Origin of the sequence: Chryseobacterium daecheongense (assembly GCF_003729955.1) — a bacterium.
GTDB lineage: Bacteria > Bacteroidota > Bacteroidia > Flavobacteriales > Weeksellaceae > Chryseobacterium > Chryseobacterium daecheongense.
Window position 1 is genome coordinate 735,806 of record NZ_RJTX01000004.1, and the last position, 25,089, is coordinate 760,894.

Here is a 25,089-nt window from a genome sequence, read left to right on the forward strand (position 1 = left end):
ACATATTTTTATCAGATTATTCCTCATTCAGCATACCCAATTCTCCGAAATGCTTTTTGAACTTCTGGATTTTCGGGCCTACCACAGCGCTGCAATAAGGCTGTGTCGGGTTTTCATTGTAATAACCTTGGTGATATTGCTCAGCTGGCCAGAATTTGTCGAATTTCGTAAGTTCTGTCACATAAGTTCCCTGCCATCTTCCAGATTGTTTAGACACTTCAATTGCTTCTGCAGCTTTTGCTTTTTCCGCGTCATCTTTATAATAAATGACCGAACGGTACTGCGTTCCGATGTCATTGCCCTGTCTGTTTAATTGGGTAGGATCATGAAGGAAAAAGAAAACATCCATTAATTGTTCGTAAGAAATCATTGCCGGGTCATAAGTAATCTGTACCACTTCCGCATGACCGGTTTCTCCTGTACAAACTTCCTCATAAGTGGGATTATCTTTGTGTCCTCCGGAATATCCTGAAATAGCAGACTTCACTCCTTTCAGCATGTTGAAGCAGCTTTCTACGCACCAAAAGCATCCGCCACCGAAGGTAATTTGCTCTAAATTATTGTTATCCATTTTTGGTTGATTATTTTATTTATTGCTTTTCTTATTCTAACTATTGCAGAGAATGATGAAAAAAGCCAATCAAAAGTAAGAAAAACTTTTTCATTTTTATATGATTGATTCTCTGCTTCACAACAAAAAACACACCATTGATGCAATGATGTGTCGGGTTTATATTTGTGTATAAATTTCTATTTTTCCCAAACTAAAGCACTGGCTCCAAGGATGGCTGCATCCGCTTCGTCAAGTTCACTGAATACCAGTTTCACTTTGTTTCTGAAGATCGGAAGAAGGTTTCTTTCCATATGTAGTTTGGCAGGTTTTAAAATGAAATCTCCGGATTTAATCACTCCACCAAATAGAAGAATAGCTTCCGGTGAAGAAAACATAACGAAATTCGCCAATGCCTCTCCTAATTTTTGTCCGGTATATCTGAAAACTTCAATAGCAGTCGGGTCTCCTTTTTTCGCACATTCAAAAACGGTTTTGGAATCTATTTCTTCTTCCGGATATTGATTAAGCATTGAATCCGGGAATTCAGCCCTCATTTTTTTGGCAGTAATAGAAATTCCCGTTGCAGATGCATAGGCTTCTAAACTTCCTTCTGAACCGGTACTCCAATGTTTTCTACCTCCCGGTTTTACAATAGTGTGTCCTAGTTCCCCGGCAAATCCGTCATGTCCGTAAATCAAATGTCCACCTGCAATAATTCCGCTTCCGACGCCGGTTCCTAAAGTGATCATGATGAAATCCTTCATGCCTCTTGCGGCTCCATACATCATTTCTCCAAGTGCGGCTGCGTTGGCATCATTGGTCATTTTGCAGGGCTTTCCGAACTTTTTTGTCATCATATCGGCAAAGTTGATAACACCTTTCCACGGCAGATTGGGTGCTTGCTCAATAGTACCTCTGTAATAATTGGCATTGGGTGCACCTACTCCAATTCCTTCAAACTCTTTACCCTCACAATATTCATCGGCCAAAGGCTGAATTTTATTGTAAAGAGCATCAATAAAGGCTTCAGGGGTATCAAATTCGTCAGTGGGTATGGAACCTTTAACTAAAATTTCTCCTCTGTGGTTAACTAATCCGAATTTAGTATTGGTTCCACCGATATCAATACCTAATGCAACCTGTTTTGACAAATCTACTAATGACATTTCTATTTCTTAAATTCTAAAGGGTTAAAATTATAAAAAAGATTGTATTAATAAATTATTAACTCAATTTTTATTAAAAAAAGTTTTATGCCGTTTTTACAGTTTTCTTTTTTCTTCTTCCCCACCATATCATGAAACCGGTGACAGGTAAAGATGCACATATGAGGCTCACAATGAATGCAATGATCTTTGTAGGGAGTCCTAAAATGGCTCCAACGTGTATATCATAGTTGGCTGCCACTGTTTTCTCTCCGAAATTTTTGTCCTTCGGATCATGGGTATGAAGTAATTCTCCTGAATTTTCATCGAAGATAAGACTGCTGTTTTTATGATAAGAGTAGGAAAGATGCTTTACAAAAATTTCAAAATTAGGATGCTCATGATCATCCATATGTTCATGACCAAGGTCTACGGAAAATCCATAGGAATCCGGGTATTTTTCTTTTACAGTATTGATGATTTTGTCTAACGTGGTCTCTGTTCTTAACTCTATTGGTGCCTTTGTTTTAATGTGAGAGAAATCCGGATAAACAGTATTTCCTCCTGAAAAAAGATAATAAATCATAGCCTGAACCACGAAGAAGGCATAGAATAAGCCGGTAATCGAAAAGATCAAAGCAAAAATAGAAGCATAAAATCCTAAGACATTATGCAAATCGTAATTCTTTCTTTTCCAGCTTTTAACATTTTCCCATTTGAATGAGAAGCGCTGCTTTCTCGCCGCTTTATTTTTAGGCCACCATAAAACGATTCCTGAAATCAGCATGATAATAAAGATGATGACAGGAATTCCAACAACATAGGTTCCCCATTCCTGTTTTAAAAGATAGCTCCAATGGATCATTTTTACAATATTGAAGAAACCGTTCTTTTCATCGTATGTTCTCAGAACTTTTCCGTTATAGGGGTTTACATAGGCAACTTTGTAAATCGGGAATTCATCAAAATAATTCCAGGCTGTTGTGTCATGCTCATACCAATAGAACATGTAGGACATCTTTTTATCAATGGGAATATTTACCCAATGGATGGGATATTTTTCTTTTACCTGTTCCGCAACAGATCTTTCCAAAACGCGGATGGGAAGAATCTGTTTCTGGTCTATATTTTGTTCATGATGATAGATAACATCTTTTCGGGTAAAATTTTCAACTTCATCTTTGAAAACATATAATGCTCCTGTAATAGAGATAATGAAAATTAAAAAACCAATGCCTAACCCAAACCATAAATGAAGCTTTCCGGTCCATTTTTTAAAAAGGCTTGGTTTCTTTTTATGATGATGTTTTTTTTTCATGCGATTTTAAAGTGTTGCAAAGATAAGTTTTAATTTTATTTAGACTTATTAAAATTTATATTCAATCATGAATGTTCCTCTCATTCCTAACGAATTGGTGAAATCGCTGTCTCTTGCGGCCCACCATGCAATAGCGGGCTGATACATTTTATTGAATACATTTTCAACACCTAAAGAAAGTCTCCAGTTTGTATTTACCTCATAGGTTGATTTGAAATTGAATACAGTATAAGCGGGAACTTCACCTTCACCATATACATATAATCCTTTGGCATTAGGATCAAATCTATCCTGTTTGAAAGCATGAAGCATATCCAATCCTACGGATAATGAAGAGATAGGTTTTACCTGAACATAAGCAAGAACTTTCGGAGCAGAAATTCGGCTGTTATTAATCTTTGCAGAATAATCGCCATCGTCTTTCAATGAAGTAATACCTTCCATCCAGCTGTAGCTTCCTCCGAAATTGATCCATTTTTCCGGGGTAAAGTGTAAATATCCTTCCACTCCATAAACTACTTCAGGAGCTCTTTGAATCGTTAATGCTCTGTCCGGGCTTTGAATGAATGTAGCTCCTAACTTTGATGTACTCACATAAGAAGTTACCTCATAGTTCAGCCATTTCGCGATTTGCCCTGTTGCCCCTAATTCATAATTATTAACAATAATCGGCTTCGTTTCAAGGTTTGTGATGGTATCAGAAGTGGAAGTTCTTAAAATTCTTCCTAACTCATTGATGGAATAGGCCTGAGAAAAGCTTCCGAATAAATTGATATAAGGCTCGAAGTTATAACGGATTCCAATATTTCCTACCAGTGCATTGTATTCAAGATCGCCACCTTTTACAAAAATACTTTTAGTGAATGTTCCGTCCGCTTTAAGAGTGGAAAGGGTATTGAAGTCACCTACTTTCACTTTCATATTTTCATAACGGAGTCCCCCTTTAATAGTTAATTTTTGCAATAAATCAATCTTAACCAAAAGGAAAGGAGCAATATTGGTCATATCCATATCAGGAGTCCAGTAACGGCCGTCTTCGAGCTTTTGAACAGTTTGATCATTAAGAATATCCGCTCCATAGATCACTTCACCCTGTGAGTTTTGGGCATTCCACAATTGGGTGTCAAAATTCAATCGTGCTCCTTTTTTCTTGGAAATGACATTGGATTGGCCTCCGTTGAAGAATGTATCACTGTATCCATATACCGTTCTGAAATCCTGGTAATAAAGGTTCACATTCAGTGAAGTGTTCCAGAACAGATTTTTATTGTCGTAGCTAATTTTATAGTTGTGATTTCTTGGCGTTCCCTGCGGTGTTGTATCCAGATTCAATCCTCTTCCTTCACCAATAGTTGGAGTGACACCATATTTCCCTGTTTTTAAGCCTAAATCCAGATCTGATTTTGAAGCATAGCCAATATATGAGGCTTCAATTCTTTGGTTATCATTGATATTGTATCCTAACTTCAACATTCCATTATAGTTATCCATTTTGGCCGGACTGTAGGTAGGACTTAAATTGACTCCGTCCGCATCTTTCATATAGCCTGTTCTTTCGTAGGCTAATGAAGCAACATAATCCAAATTCTTAGTAATTTTTCCAGACAACAGCTGGCTCGCTCTAAAGCCTAAAGTTTCTCCGTAAGGTTGCCCGGTAATGCCAATCTGCGAGATACCTGAAATCTTTTTATCGGACTGGCTTCTTCTTGTGATATAATTGATAATCCCTCCATCGGCACCATTCCCGTAAATGGAGGAAGCACCTTTAATCACTTCAATTCTTTCGATAACAGAAGGATCAATCACCCTTAAATCTCTTGCTCCGTTTCTTAATGGGGTAGATTGTGGAATCCCATCAATAAGAACTAAAACCTGACGTCCTCTAAGGGTTTGTCCAGTGTTGGAAGTTTGTCCCGAACTTGTCGCTAAACTCGGAACCGTATATTGTAAAATGCTTGTAATATCGGAGTTAACAGTCAATTGCGATTGAATTTGTTTTTCACCCACAATGGTAACAGAACTCGGAACTTCTTTGATATTTTCTTTTTTTCTGGAAGCCGTTAATACTACTTCCTCTACATCTTGAGTCTGAAGACTGTCTTTAATTTGAGCATAAGTAACCACTGTTCCCAGACAGGCTACCGATAAAAGAGCTTTTTTCATTATATTTTTCTATCCTTTTTTCTTTTCCCCCACCATACCATGAAACCGGTTACAGGTAATGAAGTGCAGGTCAATCCGGCAATGAACCAAATGATTTTACCCAATAACCCGAAATAAGATCCTGTGTGAAGATCATAGTTAGCATTGGCATATTTTTCAGCATTGTTTAATTGCTGATGAGGTTTATTAGCTAATAATTTCCCGGAATACTTATCAAAAATCAGTTGATTCCTCTCACTGAATCTTTCTTCTTTCTGATAAACTGTCACGGGAATATTTTTTAATTCTTTTCCTTTTTTATTCTTTCCGTTCAATGGAATTCTGAAACTGGATGATTTTAAATACAGTTTACCTGTCCGTTGAGCTGTAAGATCAAAAACCAAATTGTTTTTTGCTGAAAGTGAATCCGGAGATTTGATTTCCTTTTCTTTAGGTAAGTCTATTGATCTGGATAATGCAAAATTGAAGGCATTTTTTATCCAAGGATAAACAAAATAGATCCCTGAAAGACTTAAAAATAATGCTATAAATGAAACATAAAATCCCAAAACATTGTGAAGGTCATAGTTTTTTCGCTTCCAGGTCTTCACGTTTTTCCAATTGAACCAGAAGCGCCCTTTTCTTGCTTTTTTATTTTTAGGCCACCATAGAATAATTCCGGTGATGAGCATGAAGATGAAAATCACAACTGGGATTCCCACCACATATTTTCCCCATTCGGAATTAAGAAGTAGGCTCCAGTGAATAGATTTTAAAATAGGGAAGAGATCATATTTTTCATTATAAATTCCCAGAATTTCTCCTGTGTATTGATTGACATATACCAGTTTATTAATCTTCACTTCATCAAAATAATTCCAGGCTTTTTTATCTTTTTCATAATAAAGAAACTCGTAAGATTTATTTTTATCCAAAGGAATTTCAACAGAACTTATCGGGTATTTTTCATTGATCTCCAAAGTTACTTTTTCCTTGAGAACCTCAATGGATAAAGGATTTTCTTTAACAGTTTCTTTTTTTACATAGATAGCATCTTTGCGTAAAACATTCTGTATTTCATCTTTAAAAACATATAAGGTCCCCGTTAATGAAACGATGAATATGATGAAGCCAATGGATAAACCAAACCACAAATGCAGTTTGGCCGACCATTTTTTAATGAAAGAAGGTTTCTTTTTATAGTGATGTTTCTTCCTCATGATAAAAAGTTAGCCTTCAACGGCTAACTTTCTTTTTATAATATTAAAATTTGTATCCTAATGATAATCTCCAGTTTCTTGGAGCATCTGCCTGATAATAGTAATAAGCACCGTAAGGAGAGCCAGAGTATAAATATCTGTTGAACACATTAAACACATTCAAGCCCACTCTGAATTTAGTATTCTCCCAGGAAAGACCGGCATCAAACTTCACATAGTCATCCATATCAATCTGTGCACTCGTACTTGCCCATGCCCATGTGCTTCTGTCAGCAAGATAAGTTCCTCCGAAACTTAAGCCCACTCCTTCTAAAGGTCCATTGATGAAGGTATAATTCAACCATCCGTTTGCCGTATGTTTTGCGTACCCTGGAACTCTCATTCCTACCGGATTGTTGGTCGGATCGTTAGATTCAGTAACTTTATTTTCTGTGAATGCATAATTAAAGATGGCGTTAAATCCTTTGGTAATTTCCCCCTTTAAGTCAAATTCCACTCCTTGTACTCTTGTTTTTCCAAGTACAATTGAAAATTGTTCATTAGCGGTATTTGTGGGATCAGCTGTTGTTGCATTTCTCTTCAGGATATTATAAACCGATAATGTTGTATTCCATTTTCCACCAAACCAATCTCTTTTTACCCCAACTTCTAAATTGTTTCCGGTAATTGGTTTTGCGATCTCACCATTTCTGAAAATAGCTGCTTGAGGAACGAATGCTTGGTCATATAAACCATACACTGAAGTGTTGGCATCAATAGAATAGCTGATTCCTAAACGAGGTGTGATTTTTTCTGCTTCAGCTTCGGAGCCATAAGAATTCTCTTTAACTGTAGTATAACGTGCTGCAAGGGTAACTCTTAAAGCATCATCAAAGAACCCCAGCTCATCCTGGACATATAAGCCGGTATAGTTTTGTTCAATTGTCCCGTAAGGAGTAGCTCTCTGTACCAAAGGAGTACTTCCGTCAAAAGTAGGATAACCATTACTTGGCGGAGTATAGGTGGTAGAGTGAATGTTAAAAGGATTAGCCGCAGTATCTAAAGCTCCTCCCTGATTCCAGTCTGCCAAATATTTTTTTGAACCAAGATCTAATCCTGTTAATATTTTATGTGATACAGCGCCTGTTTTAGCGTATCCGTTTAGGAACACCTGCCCGAATTTCATCACATTGCTTGCTTCCCAGAAATAAAGCGCTCTGATCATGTTTCCGTCCGGTGTAAATGAACTTGGCCAGATATCACTCCCCAAAGTATATTCATTGATATAGCTTAATTGAAATGTTAATTTCCAGTTTTCGTTGAATTTATGCTGTAAGTTTACATTTACTGTATGATTATCTACATTGGTTGGAGCAATGCCCGGATCAGAAATAGTGTAATCTACTGGTTTTGTTCCGTATCCGTCAAAGCTGAATACATAAGCTGAACCTACTTCAGACATTCTTGCTTTCTGGTAGATGTATTCTGTAGTTAAAGTAGTTTTGTCGGAAAGGTTAACTCTTAATGATGGATTAATGATATATCTGTCATTAAATTCATACTTTCTGAAGCTTTTTTTGTTTTGAGCCATTAAGTTTAACCTGAAGAAAACTTTATCAGTAATTTTTGTATCAATGTCAGCTTCTCCTCTGTACATATTGAAGCTTCCTAATGTCACTCTCGCTGTTCCATTGAAAGATTGTCCTGTTGGTTTTTTAGTAACGATATTATAGATACCACTTGGTTCTCCGTTGGACATTAAGAAACCTGAAGGGCCTTTGATGAATTCAATATGATCTACATAGCTCATATCTTCACTTAGTGGTCCCCAGTTGGAAGTTACATTAACTCCATTCATGAATGCTGCTGCTCTGGAACCTCTCATGTTCACTCTGGTGTACATATCTCCCCAGTGTTCCAATCTTTGTGCCCCTGCAACATTCCTAAGAACGCCATCACTTAAAGTTGTCACCTGCTGATCTTCCAAGGCTCTGTTAGTAATGATTGAAATGTTTTGTGGAATTTTAATTAGCTCTTCATCCAAGCGAAGAGAAGAAGATCCTTCTTTCTCTACATACTTCTTATAATATTTTCCGTTTACAACTACTTCTTCAATATCATTGGATTGGATAGTATCCCTTTCTTGCGAGAAAACCACGATAGAACCTAACAGAGAGGCACAGATCAGTACATTTTTCATGAAACTTTTTTTTGCAAATATATTGTTTTTAATTATTCTAAATAAATTATATGATTGATATTTATCATATAATTATTATACGGTAAATAATAAAAAGCCCGCTTCAACGAAGTTGAAGCGGGCAATATTTCATAATTATTGTTTCTTATGCAGGAATTTCTCCTTTATACAAGAAAGAAATAATTTCTTTATTTAATTTGTCGATCATCTCACTGAATAAGTGGAAAGATTCTTGTTTATAGATAACAAGCGGATCTTTCTGCTCGTATACTGCACCTTGTGAAGATCTTCTCAAATCATCCATTTCACGCAGGTGAAGCTTCCAGTTCTCATCAATAATTGCTAAAGTGATATTCTTTTCGAAATCGTTGATCAAACTTTCACAATGTGTTTCGTAAGCTTCTTTCAAATCTGTAACGATGGTCATGGTCTTATGTCCGTCTGTGAAAGGAACCTGGATCATTTTAAACATTGAACCTTGGTTCTGATAAACATTCTCAATAATAGGGAATGATTTTTCTTTTAAAAGGTTCAGTTTCATTTGATAATCTTCTTGAGCCGCTTTGAAAAGAATGTTGGTAAGATCCTGAATGTTCTTATTTTTGAAATCACTTTCGGAAACTGGAGATTCCATAGTGAAATTCTTGATGATATCGAATTCAAAATCTTTAAAGTTTCCTGAAGCTTTCCCTTTTGCTACAATAGAGTTGGCAACATCGAAAATCATATTCGTGATGTCATATTTCAAATGATCTCCGAATAAGGCATTCTTTCTTCTCTTATAAATAACGTCACGTTGCTTATTCATTACATCATCATATTCAAGAAGTCTCTTTCTGATTCCGAAGTTGTTTTCTTCTACTTTCTTCTGTGCTCTTTCAATAGACTTGGTGATCATGGAGTGCTGAATAACTTCTCCTTCTTTATGACCCATTCTGTCCATCATTTTCGCGATTCTTTCAGAACCGAATAAACGCATCAGATTATCTTCCAAAGAAACATAGAACTGAGAACTTCCCGGGTCTCCCTGACGTCCCGCTCTACCTCTAAGCTGTCTGTCAACACGTCTTGAATCGTGCCTTTCAGTACCGATGATCGCTAAACCACCTGCTTCTTTCACTTCTTTGGAAAGCTTAATATCCGTACCACGACCCGCCATGTTGGTTGCAATCGTTACCACTCCAGGCTGTCCTGCTCCTGCAACGATTTCAGCTTCCTTCTTGTGAAGTTTTGCGTTCAATACCTGATGTGGAATTTTTCTTAATTGAAGCGCTTTTGATAATAATTGAGAAATTTCAACAGAAGTAGTACCTACAAGAACAGGTCTTCCTACTGAGGTTAATTTTTCAATTTCTTCAATTACGGCATTATATTTTTCTCGGTTAGTTTTGTAAACTAAATCCTGTCTGTCATGTCTTAAAATAGGACGGTTCGTTGGAATTACTACCACATCTAATTTGTAGATCTCCCAAAGTTCTCCTGCTTCAGTTTCAGCAGTACCCGTCATTCCCGCAAGTTTATTGTACATACGGAAATAGTTCTGAAGGGTAATGGTGGCAAATGTTTGAGTTGCTGCCTCAATTTTTACATTTTCCTTAGCTTCAATAGCCTGGTGAAGACCGTCAGAGTAACGACGTCCTTCCATGATACGCCCTGTTTGCTCATCTACGATTTTTACTTCACCGTCAATAACTACATATTCATCATCCTTTTCGAATAGAGTATAAGCCTTTAATAATTGGCTCATGGTATGAACACGTTCGGATTTTTCAGCAAAGTCAGAGAAAAGTCTCTCCTTAGCCTCAAATTCCTCTTCCTTGGATAAATTTTTAGCTTCCAGCTCAGCGATTTCAGTTCCTATATCCTGAAGAACAAAGAAATTTGGATCTTCATTCCCCTGAGACATATAGTCGATTCCTTTGTCTGTAAGATCAACCTGATTGTTTTTCTCATCAATCACGAAATACAGATCCTTATCTACGATCGGCATATCACGGTTGTTATCCTGCATGTATTGAGCTTCTGTTTTTTGAAGCAACGCTCTGTTTCCGCTTTCAGACAAGAATTTGATCAATTGTCTGTTTTTTGGAAGACCTCTGTAAGCCTGAAGCAATTTGAATCCACCTTCTTTTGTATTTCCGGCAGCAATCAGTTTCTTAGCTTCATTAAAGATCGTAGAAACAGTTCTTTTCTGAACTTCAACAATTCTGTCGATAGAAGGCTTAAGAACATCAAATTCCTGTCTGTCTCCCTGAGGAACAGGTCCGGAAATAATTAACGGTGTTCTTGCATCATCTACCAATACGGAGTCTACCTCGTCCACAATAGCAAAGTTTAATTCTCTTTGTACCAGTTCCGAAGGTGAAGTTACCATGTTGTCTCTCAGGTAATCGAAACCGAATTCATTATTCGTTCCATAAGTGATGTCTGAGTTATATGCTTTTCTTCTTCCGTCTGAGTTCGGTTGGTGATTGTCGATACAATCAATTGACATGCCGTGGAATTGGTAAAGAGGTCCCATCCAGGCAGAGTCCCTTTTTGCTAAGTAGTCATTCACGGTTACGACGTGAACACCTCTTCCAGGAAGGGCATTTAAGAAAATAGGCAATGTTCCTACCAATGTTTTACCTTCCCCGGTTGCCATCTCGGCAATTTTACCGCTGTGAAGAATAACCCCACCGATAAACTGAACATCATAATGTACCATGTCCCAAACAACAGGAGTTCCTGCTGCATCCCATGAGTTTTTCCAAACAGCTGTGTCTCCCTGGATTTCAACGAAATCTTTAGTTGCTGCCAATTCTTTGTCCCAATCAGTGGCTTTTACACGGATTTCTCCGTTTTCAGCCCATCTTCTTGCTGTTTCTTTCACCAAGGCAAAAGCTTCAGGAAGGGTTTGGCTAAGAACTTTTTCTTCGATTTCGTATGATTCTTTCTTCAGAGATTCAATCTTTGAGAAAAGAGCTTCTTTTTCATCAACGTTGGTTGAGTTTTTGATCTGCTCTTTTATCTGTTCTATCTGCGCTGTTATTTTGCTGGTGGCTGATTTTATGTTTTCTTTAAATTCAGCGGTTTTCTCTCTCAAACCATCATCAGACAATTGCTGAATAGCGGGCTCAACAGCTTTGATTTTTGTTACAACTTTTTTTACTTCTTTCAGGTCCTGCGCTTTCTTGTCTCCCAAAAACCCTTTAAGAACTTTGTTTAAAAAACTCATAAAATTTTGATTTAAGCCCAAAACTTCAGTTCTGAGCGTTTTTAATTATTACACTTAATGTGTGATGATATATCTAAAAAGCTCTAAGCATATTGCCTAAAGCTTTTAGCAGTTTTTAATATTCGTCCTCGTTCCAAAGGAAATCTTCATCCGTTGGATAGTCACTCCAGACTTCTTCAATGGATTCATAAATTTCTCCTTCGTCTTCGATTGCCTGAAGGTTTTCTACAACTTCCATAGGTGCACCAGTTCTGATTGCATAATCAATAAGCTCTGCTTTTGTCATTGGCCAAGGTGCGTCACTTAAGTATGAAGCTAATTCTAATGTCCAGTACATAATTTTCTAATTTTTTGCAAAAGTATAAAAATAGGTTATAAAATAAACTTTTTTATGCTTGATTTTCAATTCTTTTTATTAATTTTTGTTGATAATGTGCTACAGTCAGCCTTACCAACTGTGCCAGCACATTCACGATGTCATTTTCTCAAAAACCATTCCACAAATTTTTTTATGCCATTTTGGAAGTGGGTGTCTGGATGGTAGCCAATTAAAGTCTTCGCTTTTGTAATGTCAGCGTTGGTTTTCTGCACATCTCCGGGCTGCATCGGCAATACTTTTTTTGTGGCCGTTTTGTCAAGAGTACTTTCAATAGTAGAAAGCATTTCGGATAAATTGATCACTTCACTTTCGCCAAGATTGATGATCTCATAAATGTTGGAATTGTTCTCTAAATAGATAATAGATTTGGTAATCCCATCAATAATATCATCAATATAAGTATAATCTCTTGCCGTAGTTCCATCCCCGTAGAAAGGGACTTCCTGATTTTCAGCAATAAGCTTTGTGAACTTGTGAATCGCCAGATCAGGTCTTTGCCTTGGCCCGTAGACAGTGAAAAATCTAAGCTGGATCATATCAATATTATATAATTGATGATAAACATGGCCCAGAATTTCTCCACACTTTTTTGTTGCCGCATAAGGGGAAATAGGATTGTCTACATTATCGGTTTCAGCAAAAGGAATCTTTTCGTTGTTTCCATAAACACTTGATGATGAGGCACAAATGAATTTCTTAATGCCATGCTCTTTGCATAATTCCCAAAGATTCATGGTTCCGCGGATATTCACCTCTTCATATTCCAAAGGCCTTTCAATAGAAGGACGGACTCCTGCAAGAGCCGCCAAATGAATCACCATATCGATTTGATGAGCTTTGAAGATTTTTTCAAGCCCGTTTTTATCCCGGATATCTTGGTAGTAAAGGGTATAATTGTTAGATTTTGAAAGAAAAATAAGCTTTTCAATGTCCGTTTCCTTATCTGAAAATTCAAAATCGGTAGACTTTCTGACAGATTCTAAGGTATTTTTAATTTTTATATCATAATTATAAAAATTATCAAAGTTGTCAATGTTTATGACAGAATGTCCATTTTTCAATAGCTGTTCTACCAAATGAGAACCAATAAAACCGCTTCCTCCTGTTACAAGATAAACCATCTGTGATTTTTTATAGCGCAAAAATATAAAATTTACTTATTGAAAATATAATCATTAAATTTACTTAAAAAAGTAAATAGACATGCAATTTGAAGGGCAAATTTTAAAAATGACCAGTTATGATGATCAGCCGATCCAATATTACCTTAATCTTTCCGGTGATCTGATCCATATGAACGAGCTATTTGGAAAAGAATTGACTATAAAACATATCGGGTTTCAATGTGTAAACTGTGGGGAAAATAAGCCCATTTACAGAATGGGTTTCTGCAAAAACTGCTTTTTTGAAAGCCCTTATGCAAGTGATACTATTATTCGTCCCGAGCTTTCTACAGCTCATCTGGGTGTTGCTGAGCGTGATTTGGAAATTGAAAAAGAAATACAGCTGCAGCCTCATACCGTTTATTTAGCTTATACAGGAGAAGTAAAAGTTGGAGTAACCCGAAATACACAGATCCCGACAAGATGGATTGATCAGGGAGCTACTTTTGCTTTGCCGATTGCAAGAACGGAGAACCGTTATGAAGCAGGAATGATAGAAGTTGCCCTAAAACAGCATGTTCCGGATAAAACAAGTTGGAAAAAAATGCTTCAGGATGATCTTGAAGATGAAATAGATCTGGCGGATTTCCAACAAAAAGTCAAACAATATTTTCCGGAAGATTTTCAGAGATTCTACAGCGAGGGAGAAAACCTGTGGAAATTCGACTATCCTTTTGAAAAGCCTTCAAAAGTAAATTCTTTTACACTGGACAAAAAACCTGAGTTTACGGGGAGATTAACGGGCATAAAAGGACAATATTTAGGATTTGAAGGTGGCGATTTTATCAATGTGAGAGGACATGAGGGATATGTGATTAGTTTGGATGTAAAAAATTAATCATATATTTAAAATGTAAATCACTAAATCACAAATTATGAAGAAATGGGTGAAAAAGTCATTAATAGGATTGGGAGTTTTGTTAATAATTTTTTTATTGGCCAACTTCGGATTAAATATCTGGCTGAAAACTCAACTTCCGAATTACATAAAAAATAATACAGATTATAAAGTTTCTTACAAAACACTGGACGTTGATCTCGGAACAGGGAATATTGTTTCTACAGGGATCTCGGTAAATAGTAAAAATCCCCAAAATATCAATGTAATTGGTCTTCAGGGAACTATTGATACCTTGAAGATCAGTCGTTTTGGGATATATGATGTTATTTTCAATAAACAGATCAATTCTTCGGATTTATTACTGGCAAGTCCAAATTTAAATGTTATTCTTGCCAGACCTGTTGATCATAAAACCGGAAAAAAAAGAAACCCGGTATTGTTTGAAAATATCAGGATCAACAATGGGATCATTAATATTTTCAGACATACTAAACAAAAATTTCTTTCAGTAGAACAGCTGGATTTATTTGTTGAAAATCTTCAAATGACAGAGGAATCGGTAGAAAATAAATTGCCGGTTGTTTTTGACAAATATGATATCAAAGGAAAAAGATTCTTCTTTCGTCCGGACAATGTATATGCATTGAAAATTGATAAAATTACCACTTCAAATGGACAAATGTCTGTGGAAAATTTCCGTTTGATACCTTTATTGACCTTTGCGCAATTCAAAAGGTTTTATCCTCAAAAGCCAAAATTATTTCAGTTTGATATTCAAAAAATGGATTTTAAAGATGTGGTATTGAAGAAAAACAGAGTTTCTTTGGCAAACGCAGATTTTCAGAATCCCGTGCTATCCGTTTATACAACACATGCAGCTGTGAAAAAATCGGATAAGCCATTTTCATATGAGGTGAATCTGGATGATATACGATTAAATAATGCCACAGTTCAGATCCTAAAGCCGGATGGGAATAAATTATTTTTTGCCAGAAACCTGAATGTCAATGTCAATCAATTGAAGCTTGACAAGGAAACAATGGAGAATGTGATTCCGGTGGGTTATAAAGATTTCCGGTTTTCCGGGAAAGATATTCATTTTTCCAATCATCAGGATATCAATGCGGAAAGCATTGCATTAAATCCGAAAAGCGGAGAAATGAGAAATATTTCCATTATTCCAAATGGAGATGCACAGGGAAAAACATCCATGAATCTTACAGCAGCACAAATTGCTTTTAATATTAATAAATGGGAGTTTCTTGATAAGAAACTGAATCTGGATGTTAAAGATGTTTTGGTAAGTAATGTCAACGGAACCATTAAAGGAGGAACCGTAAAATCAGATAAAAAAGTAAACCTGAATGGTATCCAGTTTCCCATTATCATAAGAAAAGTGACACTGAAAAATTCGAATGTTGTTTATGACAAAGGAGCACAGCCTTTAGCGTTTAATGACCTGAACGCAACCATCAATGATATTGAATTACTGGAAAAGGCGAATAAAACCGGGATGGATCTGAAGATCAAAGATTATTTCCTTACCACAAAAAACTTTGCCTATAAAACAAAGTTCTATCACATGAGTGTCGGGCTTTTAAAGCTAAATAAAAATAAAGTACAGGTCAATAATTTTGCTATGAAACCTCTCGTTTCGAGAGCACAGTTTATCAAAATGATACCTGTAGAAAGAGATTTATATGATCTGACGGCCAATCAGGTAACAGCAGATGGAAGTTGGGATCTCTTTTCTCAGAATAAGTTTATTAATGCGTCCAATGTTACAATCCAGGGAGCAGATGCTGTTATATTCCGAAGTAAAATCCCTAAAGATGACCCGAAAGAGAAGCCTTTATACTCAAGGATGCTCCGCTCCATCAAGTTTCCGGTCACAATTAATATGCTGGATCTTAAGAACTCTAAACTGGTCTATGAAGAAGATACTCCTGAAAGTGCAGGTCCCGGAAAACTGACATTCAGTAATTTCAACATGAATGTCAAAAACCTGAATTCCGCAAAAACCAAAGGAAAACCTACCCGTGTAGATATTAAGATCAATTGTTCCTTCATGAACCTTGCTCCTTTATCCGTAAACTGGAATTTTGACGTAGCGGATCAGAGAGATGTCTTTACTATTTCAGGGAGAACGCTCAATCTTCCCGCTCAGGGAATTAACCCTTTTATCCGTCCATATCTTCATGTAACAGCAACAGGAACCATTCAGGAAATGCTGTTCAATTTCAGGGGTAATCCTGCAGGATTGAACGGAACATTCAACCTTAAGCATAAAGATCTGAAAGTTGCTATTCTTGATAAGAACAATCGTGAAAAGAAAGGAGTACTTACTGCCATTGCCAATCTGGTGGTGCGATCCAATTCAGGAAGACTTCCTGAAGATGTAAAGGTGGAAAATATTCCACGAGATCCCACCAAATCTTTCTTTAATTTATTCTGGAAAGGAATTGAAAGCGGACTCAAAAAGACCCTCATAGGAAAGAATGTCGATAAAACGGAAGAATCTGTGAAAAATACGGTTTCTGCTGTAAAAGATATGAAGCAATCCGTAAAAGAGCTTAAAGAGGAAGTAAAAAACAAGAAAGAATCTGCTCCAAAAGAGGAAAAAAAGAAAAAAGGATTGTTTAAAGGAATATTCAATAAAAAAGAAAAACCCGAAACAGAATAATTTCGGGTTTTAATATCTTAAAAGTTGAACTCATCACTTTCCTGAATAGGAATATCTCGTAAAAAAGTGTCAAAATTCTGTCCGGGATAATTGCTGTCTGCACCATAAGAATCAATGATCATCCCCATATTACCATCAAGATCTTTTACAATATAAAGCACTACATTGTCGTCCGGGTTGCTATCTCCTTCAAAACGGTATGTTTTGAGAACGTTTAGATCCGAAGGAAGATAATTTTTACCGGAGTTTTCAAGCTTCATTTCGCCGGATTCATTCATTCTGAATTCTCGTTTAATTCCTCGTTGCGATAACTTTTCCATTACCTGACTAAGAGTGGTCATTTTTTCTGAACTATTCATTGGATTATTTTTGGCAAAAATACTACAATAATTAAACCATTATGAATGGAATTGCATCAAAGAAAGAAATTATACAATTCTTAAAAAAAGAGGCTAATGTTAACAAAATTTATAATTGCTGAAATTGGAATAGGTATGCTTTTTGCAATAGCCTTATCAATAAATCGAACAAAATATGAAAAAAGAAGTTGGAGTATTACTGGCAGGAGGAGTTGGTCTTTTGGCAGTATTAAGTTTTTTGGGAATTAAAAAAATTTTACATAGAAAAGATAAAAAATATAGTGATAGTTATTCAGATTATCACAGACACTTTGATGGGAAACATTATGATGAGGATTATCATGGCGTTGAATTTTATGCGCTGAAGTAGTAAAAAAATATATTTAATTTATGTTATATCCAACGCTTTTGAAAGGGTTGGATTTTTTTGTGGAAAACTTTAGTGTTAAAACTCATTATTTTCAAATTATTCCATTCTAATTTTACATCAGAAATGCAGAACGAAAATTTCATAAAAGGACAAGGTGCGCAGCGAAACGTGGTCAATCGTTTCGACCGGTATACCTATGAACCAGAAGATGAAGATTTCGAAACGGTAAAAACGTCTTTCACAGAAGTGTTCCCGAAAACCATTGTGAATCAGGTGAAAAGCGAAGATTTGCCGATGGAGTATTCCATGAATCCTTATCAGGGATGTGAGCACGGTTGTTCCTATTGTTTTGCCAGACCCACCCATGAATATTGGGGATATAGTGCCGGAATTGATTTTGAAAGAAAGATCATGGTGAAGAAAAATGCACCGGAACTTTTGGAGAAATTTTTCCAGAAAAGAGGTTATAAACCGGCTCCAATTTTATTGTCCGGAAATACAGATTGCTACCAACCTGCGGAAAGGCAATTTGAGATTACCAGAAAAATACTGCAAGTGTGTCTTGATTACAGACATCCTGTCAATGTCCTGACAAAAAATGCATTAGTTTTAAGGGATCTTGATATTTTACAACCTCTGGCTGAACAGAATCTGGTTTCTGTTTCTTTAAGCATTCCTACCATTAATGAAGAGCTGAGAAGAAAAATGGAACCGAGAACGAGTTCAGCTAAAAATAAATTAAAGGCTGTTGAAATTCTATCAGAGAATAAAATACCTGTGAATGTGATGGTTGCGCCAATCATTCCCGGGCTCAACAGTGATGAGCCACTAGCGATTTTAAAAGCCATTTCAGAAGCCGGAGCACAAAGTTTTGGATATACCTTAGTGAGATTGAATGATACAGTAGAGCCGGTTTTCGTACAGTGGATCGAAACCTTTTTTCCGGATCGTGCGCAGAAGGTATTAAACCTGATCCGTTCCATGAGAGGAGGGAAGCTGGGGGAGAAAAGGTATTTTGACAGGCAAAAAGGAGAAGGAAATATTGCAGAAATGATTCACAATACTTTTAAAATCGGAAGGAAAAAGTATTTTGACGGGAATGAGTTTCCAAAACTTTCTACAACCAACTTTACCGGAGCGAAAGATCAGCAGTTAAGATTGTTTGATTAGAATATTTTCTCACAGATCACATAGATTTTCAGATGTTATTTCTCACTGAAAACCTGTGAAATTGTGTGGGTAATTAAAAAAGAAAACCGTTCCTTTTTGGAACGGTTTTTATAATGTCAGACTACAAATATCAATTTACATAGTGTCATCCGGACAAGTAAACTTATCACTGCATGTTGCACAAATTACAACCCCATTGCAGTAGTACATACAGAAATCTTCTGGAGGTAATGTAAGTCCTGCTCCGGAAATACTTTTTAACTGGCCTTTACTTAGTTTTTTTAAATTTTTCATATTGTTTTAATTTAAAATGTGATACAAAAGTAAAGATATGATTAAAAATTGATATTAATAATACTTTCTTATAATTATTTTTTTATCAATCCGAGCTCTATTAATCTCTCGTGTAAAAATTCTCCGGCAGTTGTATCCGGATATAATTTCGGATTATTTTCATCTATGCAATTTTCCAGTGCGTTAAGAGACATTTCGCTCACCGGATGCATAAAGAAAGGAATAGAATATCTTGAAGTTCCCCATAATTCTCTTGGCGGATTAACCACTCTATGAATCGTAGATTTCAGTTTATTGTTGGTATGTCTTGATAACATATCTCCTACATTGATCATTAATTCATCCGGTTCTGCAATGGCATCAATCCATTCTCCTTTATGATTTTGTACCTGAAGCCCTTTTCCCTGAGCTCCCATTAGAAGGGTAATAAGATTAATGTCGCCATGTGCTGCTGCTCTTACGGCATCATCCGGCTCTTCTGTGATCGGGGGGTAATGGATAGGTCTTAAAATAGAGTTCCCTTCTGCAATTTTATCATCAAAATAGAATTCATCCAAACCAAGGTGTAAAGCTAAAGCTCTTAATACATACTGTCCTGTTTTTTCAAGCATCTGGTAAGCTTCTTTCCCTACTTCGTTGAACTTTGGAAGTTCTTCAACGGTTACATTGTCAGGATACTCTGATTTATATTTTGAATCATCAGACAGATACTGCCCGAAGTGCCAAAATTCTTTTAAGTCTCCTTTTTTGAAGCCTTTTGCTGTTTCTTTACCAAAACCAACATAACCTCTTTGTCCTCCGATTCCGGGAATCTCATACTTTTGCTTCGTTTCCACAGGAAGTTCAAAAAAGTTCTTCACCTCTCCATACAATTCATCTACTAATTTGTCATCAAGAAAATGGCCTTTTAAAGCAACAAAACCAATTTCTTCATAAGCTTTTCCGATTTCATTTACAAATTTCTGTTTGCGTTCCGGGTCACCCGAAAGGAAATCACGCAGGTCTACACTAGGTATTTTGTCCATTTTTAGAAATTTAATGTACTGCTAAAATACATTTTTTAAATTATTTTTGTTAGCAATTACAATAAAATGAAAAATTTTTTCAAAAGCACTCTAGGAACTGTTTTAGCGGTAATTGCGTTTTCATTGTTTTGGTTTTGGGTTAACAAAAGTTACTTTCAATTAGGCTTTTCGCTCTTTTTTGTAGCTCTGTTTTTTGGAATTGAAGAGGCAAGAAAAAAAATATCAAGAAATCCTAAATATATTCATTACCATTTTTTTCCAAAAAAACTTTCGGCACCTCAAAAGAATATAATTCAACAGAACTATTCATTTTATAGAAGACTGAAACCTGATTTTCAAAAAAGCTTTGATAACAGAGTGGCTGTTTTTCTGGAACAATATAAAATTATAGGAAGACAAGGAGTGGAAGTGGATGAGGAAAAGAAAATTCTGATTGCATCTTGTTATATACAATTGACTTTTGGAATGTACACTTATCTCATCGAAAGCTTTAAAACAATTCTACTGTATCCGGACTATTATTTCTCCAATATTACCAAAGATAATCACTTAGGTGAGTTTAATCCCCACCTGAAAATCATTGTGTTTTCATGGAAACATTTTTGGGAAGGAATTAAAGTTGATGACAATAATTATAATCTTGGAATTCACGAGTTCTCACATGCCATTCTTTCTTCTTCAAAAGTGAAAAACTTTCGTTCCCAGACAGTGGCAGAAAATGATTTTGAAACAGGATACAGAAAAATTTTGGATATTCTAAAAGATCGTGAATTCTATACTCAGCTTTACCATTCCGAGTATTTCAGAGAATATGCTTTTACGAATAATAGTGAGTTTATTTCAGTGATTTTGGAACATTTCTTTGAAACTCCGCATGAATTCAGCAGTAAATTCCCTGAGCTGTTTGAAATTGTGAAAGAAATGATTAATTATAGGGAAGAATGGTTTCAAAATTAAGTATTTATAAACTAAATTTGCTGCATGAAAAAATATTCTTCTAAGAGAAGTATTCAGATACTTGCGCATCTCCTTCAACAGTACGGAATTTCAGACGTTGTCATTTCACCGGGATCAAGAAATGCACCTTTAGCGATCCATTTTTCAGAAATAGACAGTTTCAACTGTTACAGTATTGTGGATGAGAGAAGTGCTGCTTTTGTGGGAATGGGAATGGCAATGAGTGAAAAAAAACCAGTAGCGATTACCTGTACAAGTGGTTCTGCAGCAGCAAATTATTATCCAGCTGTCACTGAGGCTTTTTACCAGAATGTACCTCTTTTGATATTAACTGCGGACAGGCCAACAGATTATGTGGATATTTTTGATGGACAAACCATTCGCCAGAATAATCTTTTTCATCAGCATTCTTACGGGGATTTCCAACTCTTAGAAGACAGCAAGGAGAATGCAGAAGACATTAATTTTGATACGATCAAAAAGGCGATCGAGCTTTGTTTTGAAAAGCAAGGACCTGTTCATATCAATATTCCTTTGGAAGAACCTTTGTATGAGCTGGTTTCGGAATTGCCGACTTTCCCAACAGTTGAAAAAACCATAAAACATAAGGAGTATGAAATTCCGTCCAACCTGGTTGCAGACTGGAATACTTCCCAAAGAATTTTACTTTTGGTGGGGACCAAAGATTACAGCCCGGAGTTGGAAAACCAGCTTACACAGCTCGTTAAAAACCATTCGGTGGTTGTTTTAAGTGAGGCTAATTCCAATCTGTATCACGAGAAATTTTTCAAGAATATAGACCGGTATATTTTTAATTTCACAGAAGAGGATTACAAAAAATATGCTCCGGATTTATTAATTACCATCGGACAAAATGTAGTTTCCAAAAAAGTAAAGCAGTTTTTGAGAAGCGCCCGTCCGAAGCAGCATTGGCATCTGGATGAGGTTTGGCAACCAGATACTTATTTTTCTTTAACTGAGAAAATTGAGGTAAAACCGGAAGTATTCTTTTCTAAATTATTGAAATTCATTAGCCTTGAACCTAAACCTTATTTTAATCTTTGGGATGTTCTGAGGGATAAAAAAGACGCAAAACATCTGCAATTCCTGAATATGGTTGAATTCTCGGATTTTTATTTCTTTAATAAAGCTTCACAAACCATACCGGAAAACTATAATATTCATTTCAGCAACAGTTCGGCGATCAGATATGCGCAATTGTTTGATTTTGGCAAAAGAAGAATCTATTGTAACAGAGGAACCAGCGGAATTGACGGTTCTACTTCCACCGCAATGGGATTTGCGATTAAAAACGCCAATCCGACTTTATTGATTACGGGAGATCTGAGCTTCTTTTATGACATCAACGGGTTGTGGAATCAGTATATTCCTCCTTTTGTAAGAATTATCATTTTCAATAACGGAGAAGGAAATATTTTCAAAATTATTCCAGGGCCTGGAAATGCCAATCCGAATACACTGGATGAGTTTATTGCGACAAAGCATCATAAAAATGCAGAGCATCTGGCAAAACACTTTGGTTTTTCCTATATCAAAGTGGAAGATGAGCCTACTTTAGACAGAGTTCTTGATAATTTTTTCAAACCGGATGTGCAACCTAAGATATTGGAAGTGAATACATACGGAAAGAATAGTGCGGATGTCCTGAAAGCTTACTTCAATTTTATGAAGGAAAATTAAAGGTCCAGATATTCTTCATTGCCAGGTAAATTGATGATTCTGTCAATAGGATAAATAAACATATCGTCAAAATCATTCAAAGCATTAATGATCTGAAAATGAGAGAAGTCTTTGATGTTTTGTAGCGTGATCTCCGCTTCTTTGATCTTTTTATGCTTTAAAAGATTCTGTCTCTGAACTCCATTCAAAAGATAAGTTTTCGGAGTGAACCATTCTTTTCCTTTAAGAAATAAAAGATTGGAAAAAGAGGTATCTGTAATATGATTGTTTTTTACAATGATGATCTCTTCGGCTTTGGATTTCATTTTCATTTTATCCAATTCCTTACGGTCTTCAAACTTAAAGGAATAATCGAAACTGTTGTTTTCAACCAGCTGAAAATCTTGTATTTCAGGAATGGCATAAGGAATCATTTGTGTTCTGATCCTTTTATCCAGATCGTAAACGATTCTCAGTTTGAACAGGCCGTCTTCATCATGATCCAGATTTTTGAAAACCTTTCCCAGATCAATAGTTGCTTCTTTCCCAAAGTGGGCGAAAGTCTGGTCTATGCGTTTTTGATGAAAATCCAGCAGGAAAATTTCCTGATCTTCTACTTTAATGCTTTCAATGAATTGGTACATAAATTTTATTTTTCATTTCCTGATATTCGTCCTCCAGTTTGCTCATATGGGTAATTCCACCTCCACTTTTGAAATATAACGTATTATTTTCTTTTTCAATAAAACGGATCATGACACAGCTATCGAGATTCTTGCCATCAAACCAGCCACACACACCGGTATAATATCCTCTGTTATACCCTTCCGCCTCCAGTATGATTTCCAACGTTTTTGGTTTTGGGGCTCCTAAAATAGAACCGGCAGGAAGCAGTTTTCTCATAAGGCTTCCGATTTTGCCATCAAACTCAGGTTTTATTTTTCCTGAAATTTCAGAACTCATGGCAAAGAGATCTTTTTGCTGTGTTTTGATGAAATCAATGTGCTGGAACTGATCTACTTTTACTTCATTTGCCACCATGCTGAGATCATTCCTGAGTAAATCTACCACCGTATAATGTTCGGCTTTTTCTTTTTTGTCATTCTTTAAAATTTCCGCTGCATTTTCTAAAGAGGCATCAATAGTGCCTTTCATCGGATAAGTAAAAATTTTTCCGTCAATAATTTTTACAAATGTTTCAGGAGAAAAAAATACAAAAAAATCTTTATAAAATACTTTATACTTGGCCTGAGAATGATAAAAAATTTCTTCCAGCGTTAAATTGGTCTCAATTCTGGTTTTTCTGGTATAATTAACTAGGTAGGAATTTCCCAACCGAATGTTTTTTTGTACCAGGTCAAATCCGGATTTGAAGCTTTCCAGTGTTTCCGGATAGGATTTCCATTCTACTTTTTTACTTAATGCGTGTTTGTTTTTTTGTGATGAAATGCTTTGAAAATCAATTAATAAACCGGATTTTTTAATTTCGTTTTCTTTATAGATTTCTACATTTTCCCCAAGAAAATCAATGATGAAGAAATAAGGAACTTGCTGAAGAGAAAGTTCATCCATTTCTATAAATTTTGTATGATTCATTGAAAACATTCGGCAAAAATAGATATTGATGTTTACTTTTGCACAAAATTTTTTAAATGCAGAATAAATATCCTCAGAAACCGGGAATAGATTTTATATTGAAGCAGGCTTTTTTCTACTGGAATAAAACATTGATTTTTCAACTGATGTTTTCCATCATGTATTTTGGGATTTTCCTTACAGTATTCTTTGTTTTTGCCGGGAAATATGGGATCTGGGAACAAAACCAAGAATTAATTGCGGCCATGAAACAGGGAACTGAGGCCTATATGGAAAAACTGGTACAGATTTCTGCTAATGAAAATACCCAGAAGATGTCATTGGCGATCATGTTGACTACTACTTTTCTTTATCCTCTAAACTTAGGTTTTTTTCAGATTTTCAGGAAAATAGATCTGAATGAAAAATTGGAACTGGGAGATCTTTTAGTAGGATATAACGGGCTTAACTTCTTTAGATATATCGGATATTATGTATTTTGGTTTTTTATCTTTAGGTTTACGGTTCCAACGGTATTCTTAGCTGTTATCTGGGTTTGTGTCACCTTATTTGTTGCTCCCTTGATGTTTTTTATGGATAAGAGAATATTTGAAGCCATATCCTTAAACTTCAAAGCATTGAAAGTCTATTTTATAGAAATATTTGTCTGCGTGTTGGTTGCGTTTTTCTTTAAATATCTTGGATTTGCTTTATTTCTTATCGGAGGATTGTTCACTTTCCCTTTTTGGAATGCAATGATTTATTCTCTTTATAAGTCTATTTTTTCGGAGAAAAATTAAATTTAGGCATAGTTTAATG

At 35.9% G+C, this 25,089-nt stretch carries 21 protein-coding genes; 7 read left to right on the plus strand and 14 right to left on the minus strand.

Features of this window, described 5'->3' with window-relative positions; all coding sequences use genetic code 11:
- Positions 1–16: 16 nt before the first annotated feature.
- From msrA to EGI05_RS16765, 9 genes are all read right to left on the minus strand, one after another.
- Entirely contained in the window at positions 17–571 is a 555-nt protein-coding gene (msrA, locus tag EGI05_RS16725) for a peptide-methionine (S)-S-oxide reductase MsrA (protein WP_123264157.1), read from the minus strand.
- Between the two features lie 179 nt (positions 572–750).
- Complete coding sequence (locus EGI05_RS16730) at positions 751–1,719, minus strand: ROK family protein (protein ID WP_123264158.1); 969 nt, start codon at positions 1,717–1,719, stop codon at positions 751–753.
- Positions 1,720–1,804: 85 nt separating this feature from the next.
- Entirely contained in the window at positions 1,805–3,016 is a 1,212-nt protein-coding gene (locus EGI05_RS16735) for a PepSY-associated TM helix domain-containing protein (protein WP_123264159.1), read from the minus strand.
- Positions 3,017–3,064: 48 nt separating this feature from the next.
- Positions 3,065–5,179 carry a TonB-dependent receptor gene (locus EGI05_RS16740; protein ID WP_123264160.1) on the minus strand — a complete coding sequence of 705 codons (2,115 nt, stop codon included), beginning with the start codon at positions 5,177–5,179 and terminating at the stop codon, positions 3,065–3,067.
- Positions 5,179–6,378 carry a PepSY-associated TM helix domain-containing protein gene (locus EGI05_RS16745; RefSeq protein WP_123264161.1) on the minus strand — a complete coding sequence of 400 codons (1,200 nt, stop codon included), beginning with the start codon at positions 6,376–6,378 and terminating at the stop codon, positions 5,179–5,181. The genes EGI05_RS16740 and EGI05_RS16745 overlap by 1 nt, the downstream gene beginning before the upstream one ends.
- Positions 6,379–6,421: 43 nt before the next feature.
- On the minus strand, positions 6,422–8,557 hold the full coding sequence (locus EGI05_RS16750) for a TonB-dependent siderophore receptor (protein WP_123264162.1): 2,136 nt from the start codon (positions 8,555–8,557) through the stop codon (positions 6,422–6,424).
- Between the two features lie 145 nt (positions 8,558–8,702).
- A complete protein-coding gene (secA, locus tag EGI05_RS16755) occupies positions 8,703–11,774 on the minus strand; it encodes a preprotein translocase subunit SecA (RefSeq protein ID WP_123264163.1) in 3,072 nt (1,023 codons plus the stop codon).
- Positions 11,775–11,889: 115 nt separating this feature from the next.
- Complete coding sequence (locus EGI05_RS16760) at positions 11,890–12,111, minus strand: DUF2795 domain-containing protein (RefSeq protein ID WP_002662059.1); 222 nt, start codon at positions 12,109–12,111, stop codon at positions 11,890–11,892.
- A gap of 140 nt (positions 12,112–12,251) precedes the next feature.
- Positions 12,252–13,274, minus strand: a complete 1,023-nt coding sequence (locus tag EGI05_RS16765; protein ID WP_123264164.1) for a GDP-mannose 4,6-dehydratase — start codon at positions 13,272–13,274, stop codon at positions 12,252–12,254.
- Between the two features lie 82 nt (positions 13,275–13,356).
- On the opposite strand from EGI05_RS16765, the gene EGI05_RS16770 reads away from it, so the two are divergent.
- Together EGI05_RS16770 and EGI05_RS16775 are read left to right on the plus strand one after the other, a co-directional pair.
- Complete coding sequence (locus tag EGI05_RS16770; protein WP_123264165.1) at positions 13,357–14,154, plus strand: DUF2797 domain-containing protein; 798 nt, start codon at positions 13,357–13,359, stop codon at positions 14,152–14,154.
- A 37-nt stretch (positions 14,155–14,191) separates the two neighbouring features.
- Positions 14,192–16,840, plus strand: coding sequence for a hypothetical protein (locus EGI05_RS16775; protein ID WP_123264166.1), 2,649 nt, complete (start codon positions 14,192–14,194; stop codon positions 16,838–16,840).
- A 17-nt stretch (positions 16,841–16,857) separates the two neighbouring features.
- On the opposite strand, the gene EGI05_RS16780 is transcribed toward EGI05_RS16775, so the two are convergent.
- Positions 16,858–17,199 (minus strand): hypothetical protein, encoded by a 342-nt coding sequence (locus EGI05_RS16780; protein ID WP_123264167.1) that lies wholly within the window; start codon positions 17,197–17,199, stop codon positions 16,858–16,860.
- Between the two features lie 175 nt (positions 17,200–17,374).
- Here EGI05_RS16780 and EGI05_RS16785 point away from each other — a divergent pair, with 175 nt between their 5' ends.
- Together EGI05_RS16785 and EGI05_RS16790 are read left to right on the plus strand one after the other, a co-directional pair.
- Positions 17,375–17,569: a hypothetical protein gene (locus EGI05_RS16785; RefSeq protein WP_123264168.1), complete on the plus strand. Its 195-nt coding sequence runs from the start codon at positions 17,375–17,377 to the stop codon at positions 17,567–17,569.
- Between the two features lie 123 nt (positions 17,570–17,692).
- Positions 17,693–18,739 carry a PA0069 family radical SAM protein gene (locus EGI05_RS16790; protein WP_123264403.1) on the plus strand — a complete coding sequence of 349 codons (1,047 nt, stop codon included), beginning with the start codon at positions 17,693–17,695 and terminating at the stop codon, positions 18,737–18,739.
- Between the two features lie 135 nt (positions 18,740–18,874).
- On the opposite strand, the gene EGI05_RS18265 is transcribed toward EGI05_RS16790, so the two are convergent.
- On the minus strand, positions 18,875–19,033 hold the full coding sequence (locus tag EGI05_RS18265; protein WP_449506043.1) for a bacteriocin-like protein: 159 nt from the start codon (positions 19,031–19,033) through the stop codon (positions 18,875–18,877).
- A 74-nt stretch (positions 19,034–19,107) separates the two neighbouring features.
- Positions 19,108–20,058, minus strand: a complete 951-nt coding sequence (locus tag EGI05_RS16795) for an isopenicillin N synthase family dioxygenase (RefSeq protein WP_123264169.1) — start codon at positions 20,056–20,058, stop codon at positions 19,108–19,110.
- Positions 20,059–20,124: 66 nt separating this feature from the next.
- Here EGI05_RS16795 and EGI05_RS16800 point away from each other — a divergent pair, with 66 nt between their 5' ends.
- Together EGI05_RS16800 and menD are read left to right on the plus strand one after the other, a co-directional pair.
- The gene (locus tag EGI05_RS16800; protein ID WP_123264170.1) at positions 20,125–21,015 is read left to right on the plus strand and encodes a zinc-dependent peptidase; all 891 of its coding nucleotides are present in this window, start codon (positions 20,125–20,127) and stop codon (positions 21,013–21,015) included.
- Positions 21,016–21,039: 24 nt separating this feature from the next.
- Complete coding sequence (gene menD / locus EGI05_RS16805; protein WP_123264171.1) at positions 21,040–22,716, plus strand: 2-succinyl-5-enolpyruvyl-6-hydroxy-3-cyclohexene-1-carboxylic-acid synthase; 1,677 nt, start codon at positions 21,040–21,042, stop codon at positions 22,714–22,716.
- Here the strand turns inward: menD and EGI05_RS16810 are convergent.
- Positions 22,713–23,339, minus strand: coding sequence for an aminotransferase class IV (locus tag EGI05_RS16810; protein ID WP_123264172.1), 627 nt, complete (start codon positions 23,337–23,339; stop codon positions 22,713–22,715). The genes menD and EGI05_RS16810 overlap by 4 nt on opposite strands.
- Complete coding sequence (locus EGI05_RS16815) at positions 23,323–24,300, minus strand: aminodeoxychorismate synthase component I (protein WP_123264173.1); 978 nt, start codon at positions 24,298–24,300, stop codon at positions 23,323–23,325. The genes EGI05_RS16810 and EGI05_RS16815 overlap by 17 nt, the downstream gene beginning before the upstream one ends.
- Positions 24,301–24,347: 47 nt before the next feature.
- Here EGI05_RS16815 and EGI05_RS16820 point away from each other — a divergent pair, with 47 nt between their 5' ends.
- Positions 24,348–25,070, plus strand: coding sequence for a hypothetical protein (locus EGI05_RS16820; protein WP_123264174.1), 723 nt, complete (start codon positions 24,348–24,350; stop codon positions 25,068–25,070).
- Positions 25,071–25,089 lie beyond the last annotated feature (19 nt).

Bases quoted from the DNA above. Each gene is read 5' to 3' on its own strand.
- EGI05_RS16760 (WP_002662059.1), bottom strand. From the start codon at position 12,111: ATGTACTGGACATTAGAATTAGCTTCATACTTAAGTGACGCACCTTGG.
- EGI05_RS16735 (WP_123264159.1), bottom strand. From the start codon at position 3,016: ATGAAAAAAAAACATCATCATAAAAAGAAACCAAGCCTTTTTAAAAAA.
- secA (WP_123264163.1), bottom strand. From the start codon at position 11,774: ATGAGTTTTTTAAACAAAGTTCTTAAAGGGTTTTTGGGAGACAAGAAA.
- EGI05_RS16790 (WP_123264403.1), top strand. From the start codon at position 17,693: ATGCAGAACGAAAATTTCATAAAAGGACAAGGTGCGCAGCGAAACGTG.
- EGI05_RS16820 (WP_123264174.1), top strand. From the start codon at position 24,348: ATGCAGAATAAATATCCTCAGAAACCGGGAATAGATTTTATATTGAAG.
- EGI05_RS16785 (WP_123264168.1), top strand. From the start codon at position 17,375: ATGAAAAAAGAAGTTGGAGTATTACTGGCAGGAGGAGTTGGTCTTTTG.
- msrA (WP_123264157.1), bottom strand. From the start codon at position 571: ATGGATAACAATAATTTAGAGCAAATTACCTTCGGTGGCGGATGCTTT.
- menD (WP_123264171.1), top strand. From the start codon at position 21,040: ATGAAAAAATATTCTTCTAAGAGAAGTATTCAGATACTTGCGCATCTC.
- EGI05_RS16745 (WP_123264161.1), bottom strand. From the start codon at position 6,378: ATGAGGAAGAAACATCACTATAAAAAGAAACCTTCTTTCATTAAAAAA.
- EGI05_RS16795 (WP_123264169.1), bottom strand. From the start codon at position 20,058: ATGGACAAAATACCTAGTGTAGACCTGCGTGATTTCCTTTCGGGTGAC.
- EGI05_RS16800 (WP_123264170.1), top strand. From the start codon at position 20,125: ATGAAAAATTTTTTCAAAAGCACTCTAGGAACTGTTTTAGCGGTAATT.
- EGI05_RS16740 (WP_123264160.1), bottom strand. From the start codon at position 5,179: ATGAAAAAAGCTCTTTTATCGGTAGCCTGTCTGGGAACAGTGGTTACT.
- EGI05_RS16810 (WP_123264172.1), bottom strand. From the start codon at position 23,339: ATGTACCAATTCATTGAAAGCATTAAAGTAGAAGATCAGGAAATTTTC.
- EGI05_RS16770 (WP_123264165.1), top strand. From the start codon at position 13,357: ATGCAATTTGAAGGGCAAATTTTAAAAATGACCAGTTATGATGATCAG.
- EGI05_RS16775 (WP_123264166.1), top strand. From the start codon at position 14,192: ATGAAGAAATGGGTGAAAAAGTCATTAATAGGATTGGGAGTTTTGTTA.
- EGI05_RS16765 (WP_123264164.1), bottom strand. From the start codon at position 13,274: ATGGTTTATCTTGTAACAGGAGGAAGCGGTTTTATTGGTTCTCATTTG.
- EGI05_RS18265 (WP_449506043.1), bottom strand. From the start codon at position 19,033: ATGAAAAATTTAAAAAAACTAAGTAAAGGCCAGTTAAAAAGTATTTCC.
- EGI05_RS16750 (WP_123264162.1), bottom strand. From the start codon at position 8,557: ATGAAAAATGTACTGATCTGTGCCTCTCTGTTAGGTTCTATCGTGGTT.
- EGI05_RS16815 (WP_123264173.1), bottom strand. From the start codon at position 24,300: ATGTTTTCAATGAATCATACAAAATTTATAGAAATGGATGAACTTTCT.
- EGI05_RS16730 (WP_123264158.1), bottom strand. From the start codon at position 1,719: ATGTCATTAGTAGATTTGTCAAAACAGGTTGCATTAGGTATTGATATC.
- EGI05_RS16780 (WP_123264167.1), bottom strand. From the start codon at position 17,199: ATGAATAGTTCAGAAAAAATGACCACTCTTAGTCAGGTAATGGAAAAG.